The 24,105-nt window shown below is 32.1% G+C and carries 25 protein-coding genes and 1 riboswitch; of the genes, 7 read left to right on the forward strand and 18 right to left on the reverse strand.

Going from position 1 to position 24,105, the window contains the following annotated elements:
• Window positions 1–81 precede the first annotated feature (81 nt).
• On the forward strand, window positions 82–1,077 hold the full coding sequence (gene cbiM / locus AC5LAX_RS10705) for a cobalt transporter CbiM (RefSeq protein WP_288909309.1): 996 nt from the start codon (window positions 82–84) through the stop codon (window positions 1,075–1,077).
• Window positions 1,055–1,837 carry an ATP-binding cassette domain-containing protein gene (locus AC5LAX_RS10710; protein WP_288909308.1) on the forward strand — a complete coding sequence of 261 codons (783 nt, stop codon included), beginning with the start codon at window positions 1,055–1,057 and terminating at the stop codon, window positions 1,835–1,837. Before cbiM ends, AC5LAX_RS10710 begins: the two co-directional genes overlap by 23 nt.
• Window positions 1,838–1,888: 51 nt before the next feature.
• On the opposite strand, the gene nirJ2 is transcribed toward AC5LAX_RS10710, so the two are convergent.
• From nirJ2 to AC5LAX_RS10740, 6 genes are all read right to left on the reverse strand, one after another.
• Window positions 1,889–2,875 carry a putative heme d1 biosynthesis radical SAM protein NirJ2 gene (nirJ2, locus tag AC5LAX_RS10715; protein WP_008539413.1) on the reverse strand — a complete coding sequence of 329 codons (987 nt, stop codon included), beginning with the start codon at window positions 2,873–2,875 and terminating at the stop codon, window positions 1,889–1,891.
• Window positions 2,875–4,065, reverse strand: a complete 1,191-nt coding sequence (nirJ1, locus tag AC5LAX_RS10720) for a putative heme d1 biosynthesis radical SAM protein NirJ1 (protein ID WP_288909307.1) — start codon at window positions 4,063–4,065, stop codon at window positions 2,875–2,877. The genes nirJ2 and nirJ1 overlap by 1 nt, the downstream gene beginning before the upstream one ends.
• A gap of 228 nt (window positions 4,066–4,293) precedes the next feature.
• Window positions 4,294–5,244 (reverse strand): HTH domain-containing protein, encoded by a 951-nt coding sequence (locus tag AC5LAX_RS10725; protein ID WP_117585211.1) that lies wholly within the window; start codon window positions 5,242–5,244, stop codon window positions 4,294–4,296.
• Window positions 5,245–5,334: 90 nt separating this feature from the next.
• A complete protein-coding gene (locus AC5LAX_RS10730) occupies window positions 5,335–5,901 on the reverse strand; it encodes a chromate transporter (RefSeq protein ID WP_008539410.1) in 567 nt (188 codons plus the stop codon).
• A 43-nt stretch (window positions 5,902–5,944) separates the two neighbouring features.
• Window positions 5,945–6,502, reverse strand: coding sequence for a chromate transporter (locus AC5LAX_RS10735; protein WP_115152279.1), 558 nt, complete (start codon window positions 6,500–6,502; stop codon window positions 5,945–5,947).
• An 89-nt stretch (window positions 6,503–6,591) separates the two neighbouring features.
• A complete protein-coding gene (locus tag AC5LAX_RS10740; RefSeq protein WP_117585210.1) occupies window positions 6,592–7,587 on the reverse strand; it encodes an asparaginase in 996 nt (331 codons plus the stop codon).
• Window positions 7,588–7,732: 145 nt separating this feature from the next.
• Here AC5LAX_RS10740 and AC5LAX_RS10745 point away from each other — a divergent pair, with 145 nt between their 5' ends.
• Together AC5LAX_RS10745 and cobO are read left to right on the forward strand one after the other, a co-directional pair.
• The gene (locus AC5LAX_RS10745) at window positions 7,733–8,713 is read left to right on the forward strand and encodes a cobalamin biosynthesis protein (RefSeq protein ID WP_117585209.1); all 981 of its coding nucleotides are present in this window, start codon (window positions 7,733–7,735) and stop codon (window positions 8,711–8,713) included.
• A 25-nt stretch (window positions 8,714–8,738) separates the two neighbouring features.
• A complete protein-coding gene (gene cobO / locus AC5LAX_RS10750) occupies window positions 8,739–9,278 on the forward strand; it encodes a cob(I)yrinic acid a,c-diamide adenosyltransferase (protein ID WP_117585208.1) in 540 nt (179 codons plus the stop codon).
• A gap of 52 nt (window positions 9,279–9,330) precedes the next feature.
• Here cobO and AC5LAX_RS10755 read toward each other — a convergent pair whose 3' ends face one another.
• The 9 genes from AC5LAX_RS10755 to AC5LAX_RS10795 all read right to left on the reverse strand — a co-directional run bounded on the left by AC5LAX_RS10755 (window position 9,331) and on the right by AC5LAX_RS10795 (window position 17,138).
• Entirely contained in the window at window positions 9,331–10,068 is a 738-nt protein-coding gene (locus AC5LAX_RS10755) for an ABC transporter permease (RefSeq protein WP_018998882.1), read from the reverse strand.
• 2 nt (window positions 10,069–10,070) lie between these two features.
• Window positions 10,071–10,934 carry an ABC transporter ATP-binding protein gene (locus tag AC5LAX_RS10760; RefSeq protein WP_008539403.1) on the reverse strand — a complete coding sequence of 288 codons (864 nt, stop codon included), beginning with the start codon at window positions 10,932–10,934 and terminating at the stop codon, window positions 10,071–10,073.
• 19 nt (window positions 10,935–10,953) lie between these two features.
• Entirely contained in the window at window positions 10,954–11,748 is a 795-nt protein-coding gene (locus AC5LAX_RS10765; RefSeq protein WP_288909306.1) for an ABC transporter ATP-binding protein, read from the reverse strand.
• A 1-nt stretch (window position 11,749) separates the two neighbouring features.
• Window positions 11,750–12,775 carry a FecCD family ABC transporter permease gene (locus AC5LAX_RS10770; protein WP_018998885.1) on the reverse strand — a complete coding sequence of 342 codons (1,026 nt, stop codon included), beginning with the start codon at window positions 12,773–12,775 and terminating at the stop codon, window positions 11,750–11,752.
• Between the two features lie 12 nt (window positions 12,776–12,787).
• Window positions 12,788–13,750, reverse strand: a complete 963-nt coding sequence (locus tag AC5LAX_RS10775) for an ABC transporter substrate-binding protein (protein WP_167625283.1) — start codon at window positions 13,748–13,750, stop codon at window positions 12,788–12,790.
• A 20-nt stretch (window positions 13,751–13,770) separates the two neighbouring features.
• A complete protein-coding gene (cobI, locus tag AC5LAX_RS10780) occupies window positions 13,771–14,478 on the reverse strand; it encodes a precorrin-2 C(20)-methyltransferase (RefSeq protein ID WP_008539399.1) in 708 nt (235 codons plus the stop codon).
• A gap of 163 nt (window positions 14,479–14,641) precedes the next feature.
• Window positions 14,642–15,649 carry a sirohydrochlorin cobaltochelatase gene (locus AC5LAX_RS10785; RefSeq protein WP_018998887.1) on the reverse strand — a complete coding sequence of 336 codons (1,008 nt, stop codon included), beginning with the start codon at window positions 15,647–15,649 and terminating at the stop codon, window positions 14,642–14,644.
• 201 nt (window positions 15,650–15,850) lie between these two features.
• Window positions 15,851–16,027: riboswitch (cobalamin riboswitch) on the reverse strand.
• A gap of 71 nt (window positions 16,028–16,098) precedes the next feature.
• Window positions 16,099–16,518, reverse strand: a complete 420-nt coding sequence (locus AC5LAX_RS10790; RefSeq protein WP_117585205.1) for an ExbD/TolR family protein — start codon at window positions 16,516–16,518, stop codon at window positions 16,099–16,101.
• A 2-nt stretch (window positions 16,519–16,520) separates the two neighbouring features.
• Window positions 16,521–17,138: a MotA/TolQ/ExbB proton channel family protein gene (locus AC5LAX_RS10795; protein WP_018998889.1), complete on the reverse strand. Its 618-nt coding sequence runs from the start codon at window positions 17,136–17,138 to the stop codon at window positions 16,521–16,523.
• A 122-nt stretch (window positions 17,139–17,260) separates the two neighbouring features.
• Here AC5LAX_RS10795 and AC5LAX_RS10800 point away from each other — a divergent pair, with 122 nt between their 5' ends.
• Window positions 17,261–17,854 (forward strand): DUF2284 domain-containing protein, encoded by a 594-nt coding sequence (locus AC5LAX_RS10800; protein ID WP_288909305.1) that lies wholly within the window; start codon window positions 17,261–17,263, stop codon window positions 17,852–17,854.
• A gap of 98 nt (window positions 17,855–17,952) precedes the next feature.
• Here the strand turns inward: AC5LAX_RS10800 and araA are convergent, their stop codons facing one another.
• Window positions 17,953–19,437 (reverse strand): L-arabinose isomerase, encoded by a 1,485-nt coding sequence (gene araA, locus AC5LAX_RS10805; protein ID WP_117585203.1) that lies wholly within the window; start codon window positions 19,435–19,437, stop codon window positions 17,953–17,955.
• Window positions 19,438–19,899: 462 nt separating this feature from the next.
• Between araA and AC5LAX_RS10810 the strand changes: the two genes are divergently transcribed.
• Both AC5LAX_RS10810 and AC5LAX_RS10815 read left to right on the forward strand, forming a co-directional pair.
• A complete protein-coding gene (locus AC5LAX_RS10810) occupies window positions 19,900–21,303 on the forward strand; it encodes a sugar porter family MFS transporter (protein ID WP_117585202.1) in 1,404 nt (467 codons plus the stop codon).
• Between the two features lie 30 nt (window positions 21,304–21,333).
• The gene (locus AC5LAX_RS10815) at window positions 21,334–21,912 is read left to right on the forward strand and encodes a cytidylate kinase-like family protein (RefSeq protein ID WP_117464492.1); all 579 of its coding nucleotides are present in this window, start codon (window positions 21,334–21,336) and stop codon (window positions 21,910–21,912) included.
• A gap of 139 nt (window positions 21,913–22,051) precedes the next feature.
• Here AC5LAX_RS10815 and AC5LAX_RS10820 read toward each other — a convergent pair whose 3' ends face one another.
• Both AC5LAX_RS10820 and AC5LAX_RS10825 read right to left on the reverse strand, forming a co-directional pair.
• A complete protein-coding gene (locus AC5LAX_RS10820; protein ID WP_117585201.1) occupies window positions 22,052–23,134 on the reverse strand; it encodes a GntR family transcriptional regulator in 1,083 nt (360 codons plus the stop codon).
• Between the two features lie 121 nt (window positions 23,135–23,255).
• Window positions 23,256–24,053, reverse strand: coding sequence for an HAD-IIB family hydrolase (locus AC5LAX_RS10825; protein ID WP_117585200.1), 798 nt, complete (start codon window positions 24,051–24,053; stop codon window positions 23,256–23,258).
• Window positions 24,054–24,105: the final 52 nt, after the last annotated feature.

Here is a 24,105-nt window from a genome sequence, read left to right on the forward strand (position 1 = left end):
ATCCTATACATAGGCTTATATTTATCATTTATAAATAATATAATGATGGCAAATAATATTATTTATAAGGAGGATTTCATCATGCATATTCCTGATAATTATTTAAGCCCTTCTACTTGTGCTACTTTATTTGTAGCTATGACACCTATCTGGTACTATTCTATCCGCAAGATAAATAAAACTTTATCTACTGATAAAATTCCTTTAATTGGTATAAGTGGCGCATTTGCTTTTATCTTGATGATGTTTAATCTGCCCATTCCTGATGGCACTACAGCCCATGCCGTTGGTGGAACACTCATTACTTTACTGATAGGGCCCTATGCCGCCTGTATAGCTATCAGTGTAGCACTTTTCATTCAAGCTATAATCTTTGGTGATGGTGGTATTTTATCTTTTGGGGCTAATTGTTTTAATATAGCATTTATTTTACCTTTCACTGGCTTTTTTATTTATAAAATTTTAAATAAAATTCATCTATCTCCGTTTTATCATAAATGCACTATTTTTCTATCTGCCTATATCAGTATAAATTTAGCTGCTTTTTTCACAGCTTTAGAACTTGGTATTCAGCCATTATTATTTGTAGATAATTTAGGTCAACCGCTTTATTGTCCTTATCCTCTTTGGATATCCATACCTGCCATGGCTTTATCTCACTTGACGATTGCCGGCATAGCAGAAGGTTTATTTACTTTATCTTTATATCTTTTTATCCTCAAGACATCTCCAAATATAATTTATGATAGCCAACAGATAAAATTAAATTCTATTTTTTCTTTATTAGTATTTTTAATTATCATTTCTCCAATTGGACTCATAGCTGAAAGCACTGCATGGGGTGAATGGGCTCCAGAAGAAATTATAAATGATACTTCCTCGGGGGTTCCTCTTGGATTTATTCCAGAAAAATTATTAAATGGATTTAATTATGAAGCTTTTTTCCCTGATTATACTATGAGTGGGACAACTGATATTTTAGCTTATATAGCTTCAGCTATTATTGGTGTCGCTCTCTTAATCATCATCTTTAAAATACTGGGAAGTATTATTTATGCAAAAAAACAATCACTTTGATAATTCTGCTAAAATTCCTAAATGGCTTTTAACTACAGATGAGTACACACCCCCAAAGGATAAAGATAATTTTTGGCAAAAAACTTTATTTTCCATTACTACTAAATTAATTTTTCTTCGCCATCATAATTATCCCCATAAAAACAGTTGGCTAAATCCCAGTGAAAAATTATTACTCATTTTTTTCACCATAATTTTAATAAATTCTGCACAAAAAATATTTTTTCCTTTAATTATTTTAGCTTTTAGTCTAATTTATCTATCAACTTTAAATACTAAACTCATCATTTCTATATTAAAACCGACTTTGATATCAACTTTATTTTCTTTAATAATAATTTTACCTTCTCTATTACTAAATAATACTCGCCTTTTCTATCTGCCTTTTAAAATTTTTATAACTGTTCTTTTTTTAGCCTATATCGCTCAAACTATCCCCTTTTATAGACTAATTGACATACTCCCCATGCCTAAAGGCAGGGGGAGTATGTCAAAAGATAGACCACCTTATCATCTAAGTGGTGGTGAACAGAAAAAAGTGGCTCTTGCTGCAATCTTAGCTCTAAATCCAGATGTACTTATGATTGATGAACCTTTAAATGGGCTTGATAATAAGACTAGACAATGGTTTAAAGAATTTCTCCTAGATTTTATCAAAGCTAATAAAACTATTTTGATTTCCACGCATGAACAAGAATTATTATCTCTACCTCATAGTCGCATTATAAAATTTAATGATAAACATACAATTTTAAATTAAAATCAACTAAAAAAGTGTTGTATATAGCCTAGACCATATACAACACTTTTATTATTTATGACTATATAGACACCATGGTTCTTCTGCCATATAATTGCCATCATTATAATAAGCAGCTCTAGCTCTACAGCCACCACAGCTGAATTTATATTTACATTTACCACAATTGCCTTCAAATTCAAAAGTACGCAATTTATTCAATACTTCGCTGTTTTTCCAGATTTCATCAAATGGAGTTTTGCGAACATCACCAAGCTCCATATTTAAATAAGCACATGGCTGTACTTTTCCGCGAGGGCTGATAATGCAATAAGATGTACCAGCCAAGCAACCACGGCGGAAACGAAGTTTCATGCCCATCTGGTCAGCTATACGCATAAATTGAGGTGCGCAAGTAGGTTTTAATTCAATATCCACTTCTTGCTGTTTTTTCATAATTCTTGTGATAACATCTTCATATTCTTTAGCGCGAAGTGTTTCTGCTTCGATATTTTTTCCTCTACCTGTTGGCACTAAAAAGAAAATATGGTGAGCTACAGCGCCTTCTTTAACAGCAAAATCTGTTAAAGCTTCCAATTCATGTTGGTTCCAATCCATCACTGTTGTATGAATTTGAAATGGCAATCCTACTTTACGACAATTTCTCATACCACGAACAGCGCCTTCCCAAGCATTAGGGAATTTACGGAAATTATTATGCTTTTCTGCATCCATGGAATCAAGAGAAATTCCCATGCCCATAGCACCAGCATTTTTTAATTTTAAAGCCATTTCTTCTGTGATAAGCGTGCCATTTGTACCAAATACAGAGCGAAGACCTAATTTTGTAGCGTATTCCACAAGTTCTACGATATCTGGGCGCATAAGTGGCTCTCCACCAGAAAAAATCATGATTTTAAAGCCAGCTTTTGCAATCTGTTCTAAAAGCGTTTTCGCTTCTTGCGTATTTAATTCTTCATCTGCTTTACAACCAGCATCACGATAACAATGGTCGCAAAACATATTACAAGCATTTGTTGTATTCCATGAAATAATCATTATTTTTCAGCTCCTGTAATACCAATTTCTTCATCAGTTAAATAACAAGAAGGGTCTGATTCCCAAAAATCTCCAGTGCGAGCTTCAGCACGTGTTCTGAAATTACCATTACAATTATCTAAGAATTTGCATTTACTGCAACGACCTTTTAATAATGGTTTTCTATCTTTCAATCCTGCCATAATAGGATTTGTTGTATCTTGCCAAATATCACCAAATTTACGTTCACGAACATTGCCAAAAGTATGATGTTGTGTAAATTGGTCAGGATGTACATATCCAAGTGGGTCAACTTCGGCAAAAGCCATACCAGAACGGTTACCACCATTCATAGCAATATATTTTTTAATCTGCTGAGCAAGTTCATCTTTGCCTTCTTGAAGTGCTTTTAAATACATATATACACCATCGCAATGGTTATCTACAGTCAAGATTTCTTTTTTCAAACCACGTTCTTCAAAATCACGAGTGCGACGAATGATTATATCCATAGCACGGCGAGATTCTTCAGCTGTTACATCTTCATCCATCATTTGATTGCCACGACCAGAATATACTAAATGATAGAAGCACACACGATTGATATTTTCTTCTTCAATGAAATCAAAGATATTTTCTAATTCTTGGATATTGTGATGATTAATAGTGAAGCGAAGCCCTACGCGTTGGTCAACTGCTACACAGTTTTTAATACCATTCATAGCAGCTTCAAAAGCTCCAGCTTTCCCGCGAAATTTATCATTTACTTCACGAAGACCATCTAAAGAAATACCCACATAACCTACACCAATATCTTTGATTTTGCAAGCTACTTCTGGTGTAATCAAAGTACCATTAGTAGATAATGTAGGACGTACACCTTTTTTCGCTGCATAGTCTGCAAGTTCAAAGAAATCTGGACGAATTAATGGTTCTCCACCAGAAAATAATAATACTGGCACATTGAAATCTGCTAAATCATCAATGAATTGTTTTGCTTCTGCTGTAGTCAATTCATTTTGATATTTTTTAGCATCAGAACTCATATAACAATGGCGACATTTTAAATTACATGTACGTGTAGAATTCCAAACTACTACTGGTCCCATGCCTTCTCTTACGCCATTTCTTGCTTTATGAGCATTATCTGTATAACGAAGAGAGTCTCCAAAATATTCTGTTGCAAATAATAATTTCGTTACGCTTATCAAGTTATTTCACCTATTCCTTATTTTAATTCTAGTTTATACAAGCAAATATTTATATATTCAATATATGTATAAGTAATTATGAACGACATTCACATTTACAATATATTTATAATAACAATATAAAGGTTAAAGGTCAATAAAAAGCTTTTATAATAATTTTTCTATTTTGACCAAAAAAATATCTTTTTATCCCCATATATTCTACAGAGATAAAAAGATATTTATATCTTAATAATTTATTCTTTTTTTACCAGCGACTAAACGTTTTAAAGAATTTACTTCACGTGTAAGTCTATTGATAGCTTTTACTAAAGCAGCTACAGGATTTGCTTGTTCTACAGTTTCTATTTTTTCCACTTTTTCTACTTTAGAAATGCTTTCTTCTTTTGCTTTAACTACTGGTTTTACTTCGATATTTTCTTTTTTCTGTACTGGTGTTTCATCTACATTTTGTACAATTTTACGAGGACGACCTCTTCTTTTCTTTGCTACTTGTTCATTTGCTTTTACTTGTGTTTCTACTTTTTCTACCTTAGTTTCCACTTTTGTTTCTACTGCTTTTTGTGCATTTTTTGGTGGACGGCCTCTTCTTTTTTTCTGTGGTGCTTCTTCTTCTTTTACTTCTTTTTTAACCACAGGTTCAGCTAATTTTATATTTTGCGCCATAGCAGCAATTTTATTTACACGTTTTTTAACTGTTTTTGCTTTATTTTCTGTAGTTTCTACTTGTGATACAACTTCTGGACTTTTACGAGGACGACCGCGTTTTTTCTTTGGCATATCCACTGTATATTCTTCTTTTTTTGTTTCTGCTACTGTTTCTACCACAGGATTTTTACGAGGACGACCTCTTCTTTTTTTTGTTGGTTCACTATTCATTATTTTTTCTTCCTTTGTTTCTACTGATATATTTTCTTTAGTATCTATGATTAATTGACCATCAGCATATAATTTTCTCCATCTTGCTGAAGCTCTTTCTATGCGTTTATTGCCTAAAATTGATGGGTCAAAACCTGCTTCAATAAAAATTTCTGTAGGTTTTTTCCCTGCTAAATAATTTTTTACATAATAAGATTTAAATGCTTCTGTATAAATAATTCGTGTTTTTTCTACTGACTCTACATTAGGGTTTTTACTGAGAATTTTTCTTTGTTCTTCGGTAAATACTTTTGCTGCCAATTCATTTCGCCTCTTTCATATGTATATATCTTATTTATAATCATAATATATACCATTGATAAATTCAATATATTATGCTAAAAAATCCCCCTAAAATTTTCCGATTAGTCCTAAAATAAGTCCTAATACACCAGAACCAGCCAAAATTTTTATAATTCCCACTTTTTTTCTAACAGCAATAAAAGCTACAATTAATACAAATAAACCTAAATAATCAATATCTGCTACATTTATTGGCATTTTTTCTGTATTGAACAAAGCTAAAAATATAAAACTCATACCAGCAGAACAAATTAATGCTACAACAGCTGGTCTTAAGCCATTTAATATACCTTTAATCACCCCAATATTTCCATATTTAAAAAATAATTTTGCTAAAATAATACCTAAAATAAACGATGGCGTTACAAATCCCAATGTTGCCACAATAGCACCTAAAAACCCTGCTACTTTCATGCCGACAAAAGTCGCTGCATTAATACCAATAGGGCCAGGAGTCATCTGAGAAATTGTAAAAATATCTATAAATTCACTCATGCTAAGCCAGCCATGTACATCTATTACTTGTGCTTGGATTAATGGCATAGAAGCATATCCACCACCAACACAAAATAAACCTACTTGAACAAAGCTCCAAAATAATTCTAAATAAATCATGGTAAAAATCCTTTGCTATTTTTCTATCACTAAATTAATTATTTTAATTATATTTTTTATCCCTCATTAAAATTAAACCAATAATTCCATCAATAACGATTAAATACATTACATTTATATCCGTAAAAAAACTCATGCCAAAGGTAAAACAAATAATAAATAAGGATAATATATATTTTTTCTTTAATTCTTTTTTCAATAAATCATATGCTACATTGATAATCAATGCTGTAGCACCACATTGCATACCTTTTAATAGCAATTTCACATATGGATTTGTAGCAAATAAATTATAAAAAATACAAATTAAAGATAAGGTGATAAGCGGTGGCAATACAGTGGCTAATAAAGCTGTCAAAGTTCCTTTTACACCACGCATTTTATATCCTAAAATTACAGCAGAATTAATCGCCACTACCCCTGGCATAGATTGAGCTATAGCTACTAAATCCAAAGCATCTTTTTCTCTTATCCATTTATATTCATCAACATATTTTGCCTTCAATAGCGGTATGATTACAAAACCGCCACCCACAGTAAAAGCACTGATAATAAATGTGGATTTAAATAATTTCCAATAAAAATTCTCTGCTTTTTCCATTTCAACATTCCTTTTACATAAAATAAAGAAATCACTATTATCGATTGAATATACAATAATAGTGATTTCAAATTAACTTAAAATACTATTTAAAAAACAGCTTTAATTTCACCAATGATATCGCCACGATGATTTTTCAATACAGGTGGATACATTGACAATAATTTATTATATTCTTCTTCATTAATATAATTAAAATGTTTGAGCATTACAATTACCATTGGAGTTACTGCTGCATAGCTTCCATCTTCGATTTTAAAAGCCATACCAGATTTTAATTCACGAGAAGCTAAGCAATATACTGCATCTGCACCAATTTTAGCCAATACTCGTCCATTTGTTACTTCTGCTACTGCTTTATCAATTCTACCTGTTCCAGAAACCATCTGCGGATATGCACACATAGCATCACGAATTTTTATCGCAGCTTCTGTATATTCGCCCCAATTTCCTTCTTCTGCATTCATCAAACGAGCATAAGCATATGCCATTTTATCAAGTGGTAAATAAAATACAGGCACACCACAGCCATCAATACCAATATCTAATTCATCTTCAGGAATACCAGCTGACATAGCTACTATTTGATGAATGATTTTTTGAGCTTCATGGTCTGGTTTTATATAATCTTCCACTGGTATATTCAACAACTGACAAAGAGCGATAATTGCTGAATGTTTACCAGAACAAGGATTATGCAATGCTGATGGTTTTAAATTATTTTTTACTAATTCTTTGAAAGCTTTTCCACTCATAGGACGAGCAGAACCACAGTTTAATACTTCTTCAGTTAAACCTAATTTATGCAAAATAGATTTTACTGTTTCTACATGAATATCTTCACCGCTATGAGAAGAAGCAAGTATTGCTAATTCTTGTTGTGTTAAATTATATTTTTCAATACCACCTAATTTTACAAACTGTAATAATTGAAAAGGTTTCGCTGCACTGCGCCAAAACATTGGTAGGTGAGCATTGCCTACTTTATCAATAATATTGCCATCAACGCCAACACAAACAGCATCGCCTCGATGAATATTTTCTACATATTTACCTCTTGTATAATGTAATAATTCTACACTCATTTTCTCACCTCAATAATAAAATCTTTAGATTATCTTTTATCATACCATAGCACTTTATTTTTTTGTAGTAATTTATTGATTTTAAAATATCTAGCTTCTATAATTAATATGCATAGAAAAATTTTAAAAATGTGAGTTGAATGTAATGGAAATAGCTTTAATTGCTTTTTTAGCCTTCGTCATTGATTGCATAATTGGCGACCCTAATTCTAAATATCATCCTGTAGCTTTGATGGGAAAATTAATTGATATCCTCGATAAATTATTGCGCAAAGATAATGCTACTGAACCTACAAAATTAGTCTGTGGCTTTATTTTAGTAGCTATATTATTGAGCTTTAGCTATGGCATAACTTATGGCATAATCACACTTCTTGATGTATTTAATTGTCCTAATTGGCTCAATATCTTTATCCAAGCTGTAATCTTAAGCTTTATGATTTCACCAAAATCTCTAGCTAAAGCAGGCAAAGATATTTATGATGAATTAATCAATCACAATCTTGATGAAGCTCGCAAAAAAGTAAATTATATCGTAAGTCGCGATGCCAATCGCATGAATGAACAAGATATCACTCGTGCCACTGTAGAAACGGTAGCGGAAAATATTGTAGATGGTATTATCTCACCTTTATTTTATTTCTTTATCGGTGGACTACCACTCGCTGTACTTTACCGCATGAGCAATACCATGGACGCTATGATTGGCTATAAAAATGATAAATACATTTATTTCGGCAGAACAGCTGCCCGCATTGATGATGTTTTGAATTTCATTCCTGCACGCATAACAGGACTTTTATTAATAGTTGTAGCCTTTTATTCCAAATTAAATGCCAAAGGCGCTTTAAAAATGATGATGCGTGATGCTAAAAAACATCCTAGCCCTAATGGTGGTTATACAGAAGCTACAGTAGCTGGCGCACTAGATATTCGCCTAGGCGGTATAAACTATTATTTTGGTCGTCAATCATTCCGAGCTTACATGGGCGAAGCTATCAATGAATTAAATGCTCGACATATTCAACAAACCATAAAATTAATGTACAATGTTTCTACTTTATTTTTAATCATTATGTGCATTGGTTATATCATAATCACAAAATATCAAGAACTTAGTCTCTAAATCATAAGTAGGTGAATAATAGATAATGCAAGATACTCAATATAAAAAAGGATTAGTAATCGTTCACACTGGAAACGGCAAAGGAAAAACTACAGCAGCTTTAGGACTTGCAATCCGTGCATGGGGCGAAGGCTTAAAAGTTTTAATTCTCCAGTTCATCAAAGGCAGTTGGAAATATGGCGAATTAAAAGCTTTAGCCAAATTTACTCCAGATATCACAGTGAAACAATGCGGTGAAGGTTTTACTCGCCGAGGCAATACAGATATAAAAATCCATCAAGAAGCTGCTAAAAAAGCACTTCAAGAAGCAAAGATGGAAATGATGAGCAATAAATGGGATATGATTATCTTAGATGAAATAAATTATGCTATTGATTTTGATTTAGTTGATTTAAAAGATGTCTTAGATTTAATCGCTGAAAAACCTGCTGATTTACATCTCGTTATGACAGGACGAAATGCCAAAGAAGAAATCATTCAAAAAGCTAATTTAGTAACGGAAATGAAAGAAATCAAACACCCTTATAAAGAAGGCATCAAAGCCCAAAAAGGTATTGAATTTTAAATTTAAATAAAAATGCACTCCAATGGGAAAAGTTTTCATTGGAGTGCATTTTTTAATTTTTTATCTTACCTAAAATGCGATTGCAAATAATAAATAATACAATCATATATAAACATAAAATACCAATAGATACTATAGAAATTTCTTGATTATGTGTGATAGCACGTAACAAAGTCGATGTATGCGTCAATGGCAAAGCTTCAATAAAATAATGTAGTAATAATGGCAATTTATCCGTAGAGAAAAATGTGCCACATAAAAATGACATCGGCAATAAAATATACGTATTAAATCTTGCCATATCTTCAAAAGTCTGTACTGTCATTGCTGCTGAAAAACCAATTTCAGCAAAGATGATACAATTTATAATCAATATAATTATAAATAATGGTGTAATCGCAAATTTCGCACCAAATAAATAAGCTAAAACAACGATAATCGCTGAAGAAATCATGCCACGAAGCACAGCAGCCAAAATCTTTCCTGCTACAAAAGCTATTGGTCGAATAGGCGATACTAAATATTCCTCTAAAGATTTATGATATATACGTTCTGCATGTACAGGAGTTAAACTATTAAAAGCTATATTCATGGAATTTAAAGCCAAAATCCCTGGAACTAAAAAATCTAAATATGAACCAGTCCCTGTATTAATACTTCTACCTAAGCCCCAGCCAAAAGCCACCATATATAAAATAGGTGCTACCATACGGCTTAAGATGAATTTTATCATGCGATGTTTCAATACTACCCAGTCTCGCCAAAAAACAGTCCAAATATCATATAGCATAATCAGCTCACCGTCCTTCCTGTCAATTCTACGAAGACATCTTCTAAATTGGAATGACGTATAGTTGTCGCTACATCTAAAGTTCCAGCAAAATCAGCACATTCTTTACGAGAATTAAAAAATTTATACTCTCTAGACTCTTCGCTATCCCATTCTACAACATATTTGCCAATTTGCTCACAAAGAGCCTTTGGCGTATCCAATTTTATTAAACTACCTTTATTTAAAATAGCCACTCTATTACATAGATTTTCTGCTTCTTCAATGTAATGTGTAGTCAAAACTACAGTAACACCATCTTTTGGCAATCGACGTATTAAATCCCAAATACGTCGGCGCACCTGTGGGTCTAAAGCCACCGTTGGCTCATCTAAAAATAAGATTTTAGGATTATGCATCAAAGCTCGCACAATCAATAAACGTCTTTTCATACCACCAGATAAACTTTTTACTTTATCATTAACTCTATCTTGAAGCTCTACATAATTTAATAATTCTTCAATGCGAGCATGGCGCTCACTTTTGGGAATGTGATGCAATCTTCCATGTAATTCCATATTTTCCCAAACAGTCAAATCCTGATCAAAATTTATATGTTGCGGTACTACTCCTATATATTTTTTTACATTTAATTCGTCGCTGAATATATCTTTTCCCTTATATAAAATTTCTCCAGCTGTAGGCTTTGTAAGCATGGTAAGCATGCGAATAGTTGTCGTCTTACCTGCTCCATTTGGCCCTAAAAGCCCAAAGATTTCACCTTCATCAATCGTCAAATTTAAATCTCTTACAGCCGTTTTTTCTATATTTTTACCTTGTTTATTTTTAGAAACAAAATTTTTCTTTAGGGATTTTATTTCAAGCATATTTATTCCCCTTATTATATTAATTTTTAACTAAAGATACTGGAAAAATTATTTTATCTTCTGGATTTTGACAGTTTTGATACATCTTAGCATTCACACCAAATACTTTAGCTAAATTTTCTACATCAAGTACAGTATTTGGCTCACCTTGCTCAAATACATGTTTATCTTTCAAGATAACTATATCATCAGCATACATACGAGCATGATTTATATCGTGTAAGACCATAATCACTGTCATTTTTTCGCGTTTATTCAATTCATCTACTATCTGCATGACTTCTATTTGATGAGCAATATCTAAATAAGTAGTTGGCTCATCTAATAATAAAATCTTTGGCTGTTGAGCAAGTGCCATTGCAATCCATGTACGCTGTCTTTCACCGCCAGATAAAGTGCTGACTAAGCGATGAGAAAAAGATGTAATATGTGTTTTTTCCATTGCTTCTTCAATAATCGCTTGCTCTTTTTTATTATTCAATGATTTAAATATAGAGCGATAAGGAAATCTACCATAACTCACAAGCTCTTTTACCGTCAAATCTGTTGGTGTTGTCGCTCCCTGTGGTAATATTGCCATTTTCTTCGCTAGATTTTTTCTGGATAAATGCAAAATATTTTCTCCATCAATCAAGATTTCGCCTTTATACTGACGATTTAATCCTGAGATAGCTTTTAATAAAGTCGATTTACCACAACCGTTTGGCCCTATGATAGCTGTCTTTTTTTCAGCTTTAAAATCAATATTAATTCCATCTAAAATCAATTTATCATATATTTTTATCATTAAATCAGATACTTTTAAATTAACCATATCAAAGCTCCTTTCTAAGTAAAAATAAAAAGAATGGAGCTCCTAATATCGCCATGAAAATTCCCACAGGCAATTCCAGTGGAGCAAATGCTACACGGGCGAAAGTATCACTATAAGTAACTACAGCTATTCCCAAAAGTGCTGACGAAGGTATCAAATAGCGATAATCTGAACCTACAAGCAAACGAGCTGTATGTGGCACTATAAGCCCTACAAAACCTAATAAACCTGCTACAGATACAGCACTTGCTGCCAATAATGCTCCTATAGCAGTCAAATAAATGCGTGTTAATTCTACATTAACCCCTAGAGCCTTTGCTATATCATCACCCAATTGCAAAATATTTAAATGGCGTGAACCCAACATTGCTAAAATAAATCCAATTAAAGCATAAGGCCAAATAATATCTACATGTGGCCATGAACGAGCCGATAAGCCCCCTACCATCCACATCAAAGCACCATGTATTCTATCACTATATAAAACTAAAATAGCGGAAATACCTGCACCTAAAAATGCTGATACTGCCACCCCTGCTAAAATAATACGCAACGGTCTTATACCATTTTTCCATGCCAATAAATAAATGCAAATAGCTGCAATCATAGCACCGACAAAAGCTATAGGCGTTATTAGATATTCCATAGCAGGAAATAATACAATCACTAAAATACCTGTAAGCCCTGCCCCTGAAGAAATCCCTATGATATGTGGATCAGCTAAAGGATTTTTCATCACAGCTTGTAAAATAGCTCCTGCCATAGCCAAATTCATGCCTACTAATCCTGCAACTATCGTTCTTGGCAATCTAATATTATATAAAATCTGTTGGTGAGGACTACTTACACCATCAATAAAAATATTTTTCAATTCGCTTATTGGAATAGCTACTGCTCCACTTATTATACTGCATATAATGCCCGAGCAAGCTAAAATGGCGAATACTATCATCATTAGTATTCGCCATTTATTAATCGCTATGCCAAATTTTGTAGTTTGTAAAACTTCTTGTTTTTGCATAGTCATATCAATTCACCATCAATTAAATTTATCTGGATAAACAAGCTTAGCCATAGTTTCAACCGCTTCTGGATAATGAATGCCTGGACTTAGTAAAAATAATTCCTGTGGCAAGAAATATACTTTCTTTTCTTTTACTGCTGGAAGAGTCTGCCATGCTGGATTATTTTCTACATTCTCCATCATAGATTTCTTTATAGTTTCTAGTTTTCCCATACTTGTAACAAAGATAACATCTGGATTTGCTGATACTAATGTTTCCAAACTATATGGCGCAGAAGTTGGATTGCTTTCTAATGGAGTCAATCCCTTAGCAATATTTTCAAATTCCAAAATCTCTGCCGTTGAACCTGCAATACTACCTTCTAACTGTACAGTTACATTTTGAGCTGTACTATGTAGTATTGCTATACGTTTATGTTCATTTGGCAATTTGTCTTTTATTTCTGCTATTTTATTATCCATATCTTGTATCAAAGTTTTTGCTTTATCTGGATTTCCTGCAATCTGCCCTAAAACATCTACAGTATGTTTTACTTGGTCATACGTACGCATTTCAAGAACAACTACAGGAATACCATTTTCTTCAAACGTAGATACAAATTTATCATTCATACCCTTATAAGCAATTACTAAATCTGGTTGAGCTTCTATTACTTTCTCAATATTAATATTATAGACATTTCCTACTTGTGGTAGATTTTCATCTTCTTTGGGAATACCTGTTTTTGCTGATACCCTAGCCACTATTTTTCCATCAACAGCATGAAGTGGCTCTAAAAAAGATGCTGATAATGGTACTATTCTCTCTGGTTTTTTCGTCAAAACTACTTGTCTATCAGCATCATCTGTAATAGTTAAATAACTATCAGTTCCACTCGAAGCATTTTTTTCCTCTGTTTGACTACCACAACCAACTAATATTACTGAAAAACATATTACTAAAGCTAATATACAAAACAAACCATTTAATTTTTTCATAGTAACATTATCTAAGGCAATTAAATACCTTTACTCCTTCTAGTCAAAATAGTTGATAAATAATTTAATTTTTTATCTTTTTGAGCTTGTAAATCATTTATAATTTCTTCATCTGGAAGACCACAACGGCTTACAAGTACAGCATTATCCACCATATCATTTTCAGCTAAAGCATCTACTACTTCAGGATAATTTTTATAAACTTTCATCATTACCACATTATTAGAAACAGCTAAAGCTTTATCAATAGTTTCTTTATCAGCAGTTGCTGGAATTACACTGATGATATCATTGCCTTCAACTAAAGGATAACCTAATTTACTACCAATCGCACAAAATGCTGGCACACCTGGGATAGTTTCAATATTTATATCTTTTTCTTTTGCTAAAAGACGATATACATAAATATATGTACTGTAAAACATTGGATCGCCTAATGTTAAAAATACTACATTTTTTCCAGCTTGTAATAAAGCTAAAATTTCTTCTTTATTTTTCTGCCATGCATCAGTAGTTTCAAAATTAACTACCATTGGAAAAACTTGATATACAATTTCAATATCATCTTTTAAATAAGGTTTAGCTATGCTTAAAGCTACGCTACCATCTTTTTTTTCTGTTTTTGGTGCAATGAGTACATCAGCTTTTTCAATAGCTTTAATAGCTTTCATTGTCAATAATTCTGGGTCTCCAGGACCTACACCAATACCATAAAAAGTTCCTGCCATGATTAAAAATCCTCCTGCATAAAAAGGTATGTGACAAAATTTGCCACATACCTTACTGTATTACATTTTGCATATTTTAGTAGAAACTAAATTACTTAATAAAATAATGCTCTTGTTTATTTTACACTTGCCATATAAAAGCGTCAAGCTTAGGCCACACAGCTTATTTATCTGCTTGCAATGCATCAAAAGCTTCATTTGCTCTATCCACAAATAATTGGCGAACATTTTCATTTTCACCTAAACCGTGAAGATAAGTATCCACTTTGAAACCTTCTTTTTCTAAAATAGATTTATGTGAATCTTCTTCTTCTCCTGCCATATCATTATTAGCATGGTCACCTGCTACCATCATAAGTGGCATTAAAGTTACATTTTTGATTTTCTTAGCTTTTAACTCTTCAATGACATCTTCTAATCTTGGATTACCTTCAACTGTATAAATCAAAACTTTGCCATCATAAAGTTTATTTAAACGATCTTGCATTACAGCATAATATGCATTTGATGGATCTGGTGTACCATGAGCCATAACAAGTACTGCATCTTTTTTACCTAATTTAGGCATTTGAGATTCAAGTGCTTTCATAGCATCTTCTACATCATCTCTTTGATTTTCTTGTCCCATCCAATACATAAGAGGTGTACCAATAGTCATTTTCTTAAATTGAGTTTTGTAAATATCATAAACAGCTGTTTTATAAGTATATTCAATACCAGGAATAACATCTAAAGAAGTGAGTGCAATGCGATTATAGCCTTCAGCTTTTAGTTGTGCCAAAGCTTCTTCTGGAGTTGGAATATTAATACCTTCTTTAGCTTTAATGCGGTCAATAATAATATGTGAAGTAAATGCTAATACCACTTTAGTATTTGGATGTGCTTTTTGAATTTCATCTACAGTTGCTTCAATTGTTTTTGCACGAGTATCTTTAAAAGTAGTACCAAAACTCATCACTACAATAGCATCTTTATTTGGTGCCTTCATTAGCTGTTCATCTGTTGTATTATAAGTACGTAAACCAATTTCTGTTGCTTTTAATAAAGCTGGAGTTGCAGTCTTTACTTCAGAGCTCAACTCATAACCAGAAGCAAAAGATGTTGCAGATACGCCTGTTAAGGCTACACATGCCATAGATGCCATTAAAATTTTTTTCCATTTAGCTTTCATATTGTTCTTTCCTCTCTTAGCTGAGTTATCCCCTTTATCCTACAATTTTCTTTTAAGCTAGGTTAAAAGTCATAAAAAAAATGAACCTTCTGCGCGCTCAAAGGTTCATTTCTAGTATAAAAAATCTCTACATGGAATTATACCGATGTAGAGATAGCCTTATACTGTAATAAATCTCCTACCTATCTCTCGCAGGTCATAACGGTGATTGACAAATAGGCAGTTCTTCTGACTCAAGTTCATCGCTTCTTCAAGCCTTCCCAAGAAAATCTCAGTGACATATTTTTGAAGTTGCTCACTTTCACAGCGGCGGGACCGTAGTAGCTTTTACTACTTTATCTATTAAGTCCTAGGGACACCTATTCCACTCAATATAAATTATAAATAAAATTAATTAAAAAATTAATTCTATTTTTACCATAACATTTAGTAATAAATATGTCAAGTCATTATTGCGACTTTTGTACTATCGTTTCTGTCGCTAAACCAAATTTAGTTATACCAATAGCCTTGAATTTATCTAATAAAGCCATTATTTTACCATAATCAATGCTTTCATCAGCACGAATAACTACAGCAAAATTATTATTTTCTTCATATTTTTCTTTTGCACCTTGAAGTAATGTATCTTCATCTATCAATTTATTTTCTAAATACAAAGTGCCATCAGCTTTCATCGTAACTAAATAATTAACATTTGTTTGACTTTGGGCATTTTGCACTTTAGGCATATTTACAGGAATAGTTTTTAAATCCACCATGTACAGTGTGCTGAGCATAAAAAATACCAATAAGAAAAACATAATATCAATCATTGGTATAATCATGACCTCAGGCTTAGAAAACGCTCTTCTATCTTTTAAACGCATTGTCATTCACCTCTAGTTATATAACCTTCAATTAGTGAAAAAGCCTGTTCCATATCAGTTACGATACGGTCTATTCTCTGCACAAAATATGCATGAATAGCCAAAGAAACAATAGCTACACAAAGTCCTGTAGCTGTTGCGATTAATGCTTCACCTACACCCCCAGTGATAGCAATAGCTTGACCTTCTTCTAAATTAAATACGCTAAAAGCTGAAATCATACCAATTATTGTCCCCAATAAACCTAATAAAGGAGCCATAGTAACAATTACATTTAAATAATAAAGTCTTTCTCTAAATTTAGAAATACTTATCCCTGATTGAACTTCCAACAACATCATCAAATTGATATTTTTATTTTGCATTTTATTGAAAGCAAAATCGACTAAAGAAGCTAAATCCCCCTTGCTATTTTGTGCTAAATTTCTAGCCTCTTCAATTTTATTATTAATCATCAATTTATAAAAATTTTGTGCAAAAGCTCTTCCCGAATCAGCTTTCATAAAATATAATAAGCGTTCTATACCAATAGTGATAATAAAGATTGAGCATATTAATAATATGTACATTACTAATCCGCCCTTATGAAAATACTCTACACCTTGCATCAATAAGTCCATGAAAAGACCTCCTATAAAAATCTCACTTCTTGTATTATAATTTATTCATACTAATAATAAGCTTATCAAATATAGCTGTCAAACCTAAAATCAAAAAACTTAACAATTAAGGAAGTGCTTTTATGTTTACTACAAAAGTTCAAGTCGCCCATCATGATATGCAGGATTTTATTTCTAATTATCAAGACATAGACAAATTTTTGACTTATTGCCAACAATGTAATAATTATAAACATAAATGGTCTTGTCCACCACTTAGCTTTAATCCTAAAACTTATTTGAGCCAATATAAATCTATTTATTTAGTAGCTGTACAAATAAATTACAGTGAAGATACTATAAATAGCTTAACTACTAAAGAAGAAATTAGTACATTTACTCGCAAAACTTTGCGCAAACTAAAAAATGAAATAGCTACTGCTCTACTAAATTTAGAAAATGATAATACAATTTCTCTATCTTCTGGTGGCTGTAGTTACTGTTGCAAATGCAGTAGAACTGTTAATCAGCCTTGTAAAAAACCAGATAAAATGCGTCATTCTCTTGATTCTTTTGGCGTAGATTTAGGAAAAGTAATGGAAGATATATTTAATATAAAATTACTTTGGGGCTTAGATAAATTACCAAAATATCACGTATTAATTCATGCTTTAATCTCTAACGAAACTATTTCTGCTACAACTATATCTGACATAATAAGCAAAAACAGCGTATAACTATAATAGTTATACGCTGTTGTTTTAAAAAATATTCTTTCCCCCTCAGTTAAGGGAAAATATATAAAGTTATGGGGGAAAGAGAGAGAGTTAACAAATTATTTTAATTTCCACATAATGTCGGAAAGCATGAGCTGATCTTTAAATTTATCCATATCTAAATCTTTAGTGATATGAACGAATTCAATACCCATCATATTAGCCCAATCGCGAAGTTGTTCAGCAGTTACAGTGTAGCTGATAACGCTATGATGTGCACCACCTGCTAAAATCCAAGCTTCACCAGCTTCTTCAAGGCTTGGCATTGGTTTCCACATTACGCGAGCTACAGGAAGATTTGGCATTGGCATAATAGGTTTTACGCATTCTACATCGTTAACGATAAGACGCATTCTACCACCCATATCTACAAGAGTAGCTACAATAGCACTGCCTGCTTTACCTTCAAATACAAGACGAGCTGGAGCATCTTTGCCACCAATTCCAAGTTCATGAACTTCAATTTTTGGAGTTCCTTCTGCAACGCTAGGGCAAACTTCAAGCATATGTGCACCAAGGTTATAGCTATCTTCGCCATCTTTACCGAAATGATAAGTGTAGTCTTCCATTAAAGCAGTACCTTTATCAATGCCCTGTGCCATAGTTTTCATAACTGCAGTGAGGCAAGCAATTTTCCAATCGCCTTCTGGACCGAAACCATATCCTTGACCAGTTAAATCTTGAGTTGCAAGACCTGGAAGTTGATCCATACCATAAAGGTCTTCAAATGTATTTACAAAACCATCTGCTTTGTTATCTTCTAAGAATTTTTTGATAGCAACTTCAACTTTTGCTTGATAACGTACAGATGCAATATTATCTGTATTCATTTCATATTTAGTTTGATATTCAGCAACTTGAGCATCAATTTGTTCTTCAGTTACTGCGTTGATGTACTGTACTAAATCTCCTACTGCATGAGTATTTACAGACCAACCAAATTTGATTTCTGCTTCTACTTTATCGCCTTCAGTAACAGCAACATTTCTCATGTTATCGCCAAAGCGAATAACTTTTAAATCAGCACTAGCGATTACGCCAATTGCAGTACGCATCCAAGTTGCGATTTTGTTTTGAACAGCTTCTGTTTCCCAATAGCCAACAACAATTTTACGAGCAAGACGCATACGAGTACCAATGAAACCATGTTCACGGTCACCATGTGCAGACTGATTTAAGTTCATGAAATCCATATCGATTTCTTCATTTGGAATTTCTCTATTATATTGTGTATGAAGGTGAAGATATGGTTTTTGTAATTTTTTAAGACCTCTAATCCACATTTTAGATGGGGAGAAAGTATGCATCCATGTGATAATACCAGCACAAGTATCATCATAGTTTGCATCCATTACAAATCTGTCAATTACTTCAGCAGTAGTACCTACAGCTTTAAATTCAATTTTTGCAGGAAGTTTGCCAGAAGCATTTAAACCTTCTACCATTTTTTTTGCGTCTTCTTCAACAGCTTTTAAAGCTTCTGGGCCATATAAGAACTGGCTACCTACGATAAACCAAAATTTGTAGTCTTGTAATTTTTTCATAAAAAACAACTTCTTTCTTTAAAAATATAACTTATATTATTACTTGCAAATAATTCTATTATAACTGTTGTATATTTAATATTACCATTTATTTGAAAATTATAATATATAATTGTCATACAACATGGTCTTATTATAGCATGTATGTTATACAAATTTCAATAGGCAAAAACATAAAATTTATAAAAATTTTTTCAATCTTTCTAACAATTACACTATATAAATAATTTTTATAGTAATCTTTATCTATATAAAGGAAATTATTTTTTATTAATCTTTTTCCTAAATAAAAAAATTCAAAAAAATTTAAAATTATTTGCAATAAGCACTTGTCAAATAAAAAAAACTATAGTACAATTCTTCTTGTCAACATATCATACAACTTTATTAAATTGTTTAAATTAGTATGATATTTATAATTGTCTGTTAATTTTATAATAAAGAAAAGGTAGGTTTTATCTCATGTCCACAGCTATTGACACTGAAGCGCTTGAACAAAGTAAACGTATGCGCAAATTAGTATCTGTTGCAGCCGGTATGGCTGGTTTGTTGTTTGGTCTTGATATTGGGGTAATCGCTGGTGCATTGCCATTCATTACAGACCAATTATCACTCACAAGCCAAATGCAAGAATGGATCGTAAGTTCTATGATGTTTGGTGCGGCTATTGGTTCTATTATTACTTTATGGATTTCATCTAAATTAGGTCGTAAAAAATCTATTTTAACAGCAGGTCTCTTATTTATTATTGGTTGTTTTGGTTCTTCATTCGCTCCTAATTATGAAATTTTATTAATCTCTCGTATAATCTTAGGTTTCTCCATTGGGGTTGCTTCTTATGTAGCACCACTTTATCTTTCTGAAATGAGTGAAAAAGAACATCGTGGTCGTTTGATTTCCATGTATCAGCTCATGATTAACTTCGGTATCGTTATCGCATTCATCTCTGATACACTTCTTGCTCCAACAGAAAGCTGGAGACTTATGCTTGGTATCATCAGTATCCCTGCATTCTTATTAATAATCGCTGTTGCTAAATTACCAGATAGCCCACGTTGGCTCGCTTCTAAAGGTTTTACAACTGAAGCTCAAAGAGTACTTAACGTTCTTCGTGGTAACAAAGAAAAAGCTCATGAAGAACTCCAAGATATCACAGATAGCTTAAAAGTTAAACAAGCTGGTTTCTCTTTATTCAAAGCAAACAAAAATGTTCGTCGTGTTGTTTTCCTTGGTATGTTCTTACAGTTCATGCAACAATTCACTGGTCAGAACATCATCATGTATTATGCTCCAAAAATCTTCAGTCTTGCTGGTTTTGAAAGCCACACAGACCAAATGTTTGCTACTATCTTAGATGGTATGACATTCGTTATCTTCACTTGGATTTCCATGCAGTTCATCGATAAAACTGGTCGTAAAATCGCACTTAAAATTGGTTTCGGTATCATGGCTTTCGCTCTTATCGTTCTTGGCTGGTGCCTCATGCAGTTTGAAGGCGGAAATACAGCTCAATGGATTTCTTACACTGCTGTTGGTATGACAATTCTTTCCATCGCTGGTTATGCTATGAGTGCTGCACCTGTTATCTGGATTTTATGCTCTGAAATTCAACCTCTTAAAAGCCGTGATTTCGGTATAGCTTGCTCTACTACTACAAACTGGGTATCCAACATGATTATCGGTGCTACATTCCTTTCCCTTCTCGAAGGTATTGGTTCCGCTCAAACATTCTGGTTATACGGTATTTTGAACGTAATCTTCATTTTCTGCACAATTTACATTGTTCCAGAAACAAAAGGTGTTTCTCTTGAAAAAATTGAAAGCAATCTTATGGAAGGTAAAAAACTTCGCGATATTGGTTGCTAATAATGAGATAAGTTCAAGGAGGAAATTATTATGTTAATTACAATAGGTCGTCAATATGGTGCTGGCGGACGTGAAGTAGCTGAAATTTTAGCTAAAGAACTTCAAATCCCTCTTTATGATAGAAAATTAGTTGCTTTGATTGCTGAACATCTTGAAAAAGGTTGTAAATTAGAAGAATTAAATCTCACTTATACTAATCTTTATGGTGATGAATCTCCATATGAACATATCTTTGATAATGTTGTTCAAAATGATGATATGTTTATGTTTAAACCTCAATCTAACGCTATAAAACAATTAGCTGATTACTATAAATCTGGTATTTTTGTAGGTCGTTGTGCTAATTATATCTTAAATGACTATAATGCTTATAGCTTCTTTATCGTTGCTGACGATGATTTCAGAACTACTAGAGGTCAACTTGTTTATCATAAATCTTTATCTGAATTAAAAAAAGAAGACCAAAAACGTGCTTCTTACTATAATTACTATACAGGACTTAACTGGGGCGAACCTAAAGATTATGATTTAATAATCAATGTAGCTCGTACAGGTATTGAAGGTGCTGTAAAAGTTATTAAAGAATATGTTGCTAATAATCCTAAATAATCTTGCTTAACATCAACACTTCTTTTATGTTAAAGTATCACAATTCTAACATAAAAGAAGTGTTTTTTCTTTAGTATCATTACTATTCTCTTATATTTTATCTATTACTTTATAAAAAAAGCGAGTCATATGACTCGCTTTAAAATGTTTTTACAGATTCTCTTTCTACTAGATTTGGTGGGAATTTCACACTGACATTTAAGCTTGGATTTTCCATCAATTTCAAAAGTTGTATAGCCACTGTTTTTCCCATTTCTTTCTTAGGATGAGCAAAAGTTGTTAAGCCAATAGCTGACTCTAATTCCAAATCATCAAAACTTATAATTGAAATATCATCTGGTATTTTTTTATCAATTTTAGTAAATAAATCGACTAAATATCTTGCTATCTGATCATTATAACAAATAATGGCTGTAGCATCATTTAGACGTCTTAATATTTCACGGTCTAATTCACCATTCATAATAAGTTTGATATCTTCTGTTGTATACCAAAACATATTTTTTTCTGATTGCAATAAATTATGTTTTTTCAAAGCATTGATCGCACCTGAATAACGCAATTGACCTTGCATATCATCAGATTTAAAAATACCAGCAATCTTTTCATGTCCATGTTTTATGAGGTATTCACCTGCCGATTGCCCTGCTAGATAATCATCCATACGCACGCTTGGTATATTCATTGGCGGATTAGTATCAGCATGAATAAACACACATGGTATTCCTGCTGATTTTATTTTTTGATAAAAATCTGTATTGATATATGGTATACCACTTTTTGCTGGCTCAATAATTAAACCATCAATATTATTCTTCAACATAGTATCTAAAATATATGCTTCTTTTTCCACTCTATTATAGGTAAAAGCTAACTGCATAAAATAACCATTTTTAGTCAATACTTTCTCTATCCCTTGTACAATACTTGGAAAAATATAATCATCTAAATAAGTCAAAACAACACCTATATTTCTTGTTGTTTTCTTTATTGCTGATTTTGAAGCAGATACATATGTTCCGCTACCACGTCTTCTCTCTAGTAAGCCTTCGCTTTCTAGTACGCTAGTTGCCTGTCTTACAGTTTGGCGACTAATTGAGAATTTTTTCCCCAATTCATTTTCAGAAGGCAATCTCATGCCTACACTGAATTCTCCGCTTAAAATTTGCTCTCTTATCCAATTCATTAAATCTATATATTTCGGAGCATCTGCCGTTGCCATTTTTACACCGTCCTTCCTTTTATAAATATAACAATCTCTTTTTTATATTTATATGTGTATCTATATAGTTTACCAAATAATATATATATAATACAACTAATATACAAAAATACAACTTTTATTACTTCATATTATCAAATAACATTTCACCTACACTATCATACAATTTTGTTGCAATATTTTTAGCATGTATAGTTGCTGAATTTAAACTATACCCTTCAAATTCTTTTATCATAGGCACATCATTTTGAGCATCACCAATTGTTAAAACCTGTTCAAAGCATTTATCTTTTTGTAAATTTAATAATTCTTTAACTCCTTGAGCTTTATTTATCCCCTTAGCACATATATCTATACAATTTAAATTCATATTAGCTAAGAAAGCTCCTTCAAATTCATTATTTATGCGTTTAGCATAATTATTAGCAATTTCTTCTGTTTCATAGGCTAAACTAATTTGTATTACATTCATTTCAGATAAAGCTTGCTCTACAGTTATTTTTTGAATGATATCTTGATTTTTATATTTTTCAGACTCAAAATACTTTAACAACTGTGATTTAGGGCTATTTATCGTTGTTCTCATTTTTTCTGCTGATGAAAATAAAATATGCCAACTTTCTTTGGCAATATCACTATGAACAAGTTTTTCTAATTGTATTTCATCCAATGGAAAAGATTTTATTAATTTCAAATTCTTATCAAAAATTGTTCCACCATTATTACAAATTACAAAATCATAAGTAAGCTCTTGATTATTTACTTCATGCATTAAAGAATGAACATCTCTACCACTACATAAAACAAAGATATTGCCTTTACTTCTCCATTCATTTACAGCTTCTATATTTATTTGCGGTATGATATCTTCATGGTGAAAATATAATGTCCCATCAAAATCACTAAATGCAATTTTCATCAAAAACGCCTCTCTTCTATTCATCTCAATATCTTATATTATAAAAAAAAAG

It is taken from the genome of Megamonas sp. (assembly GCF_986095205.1).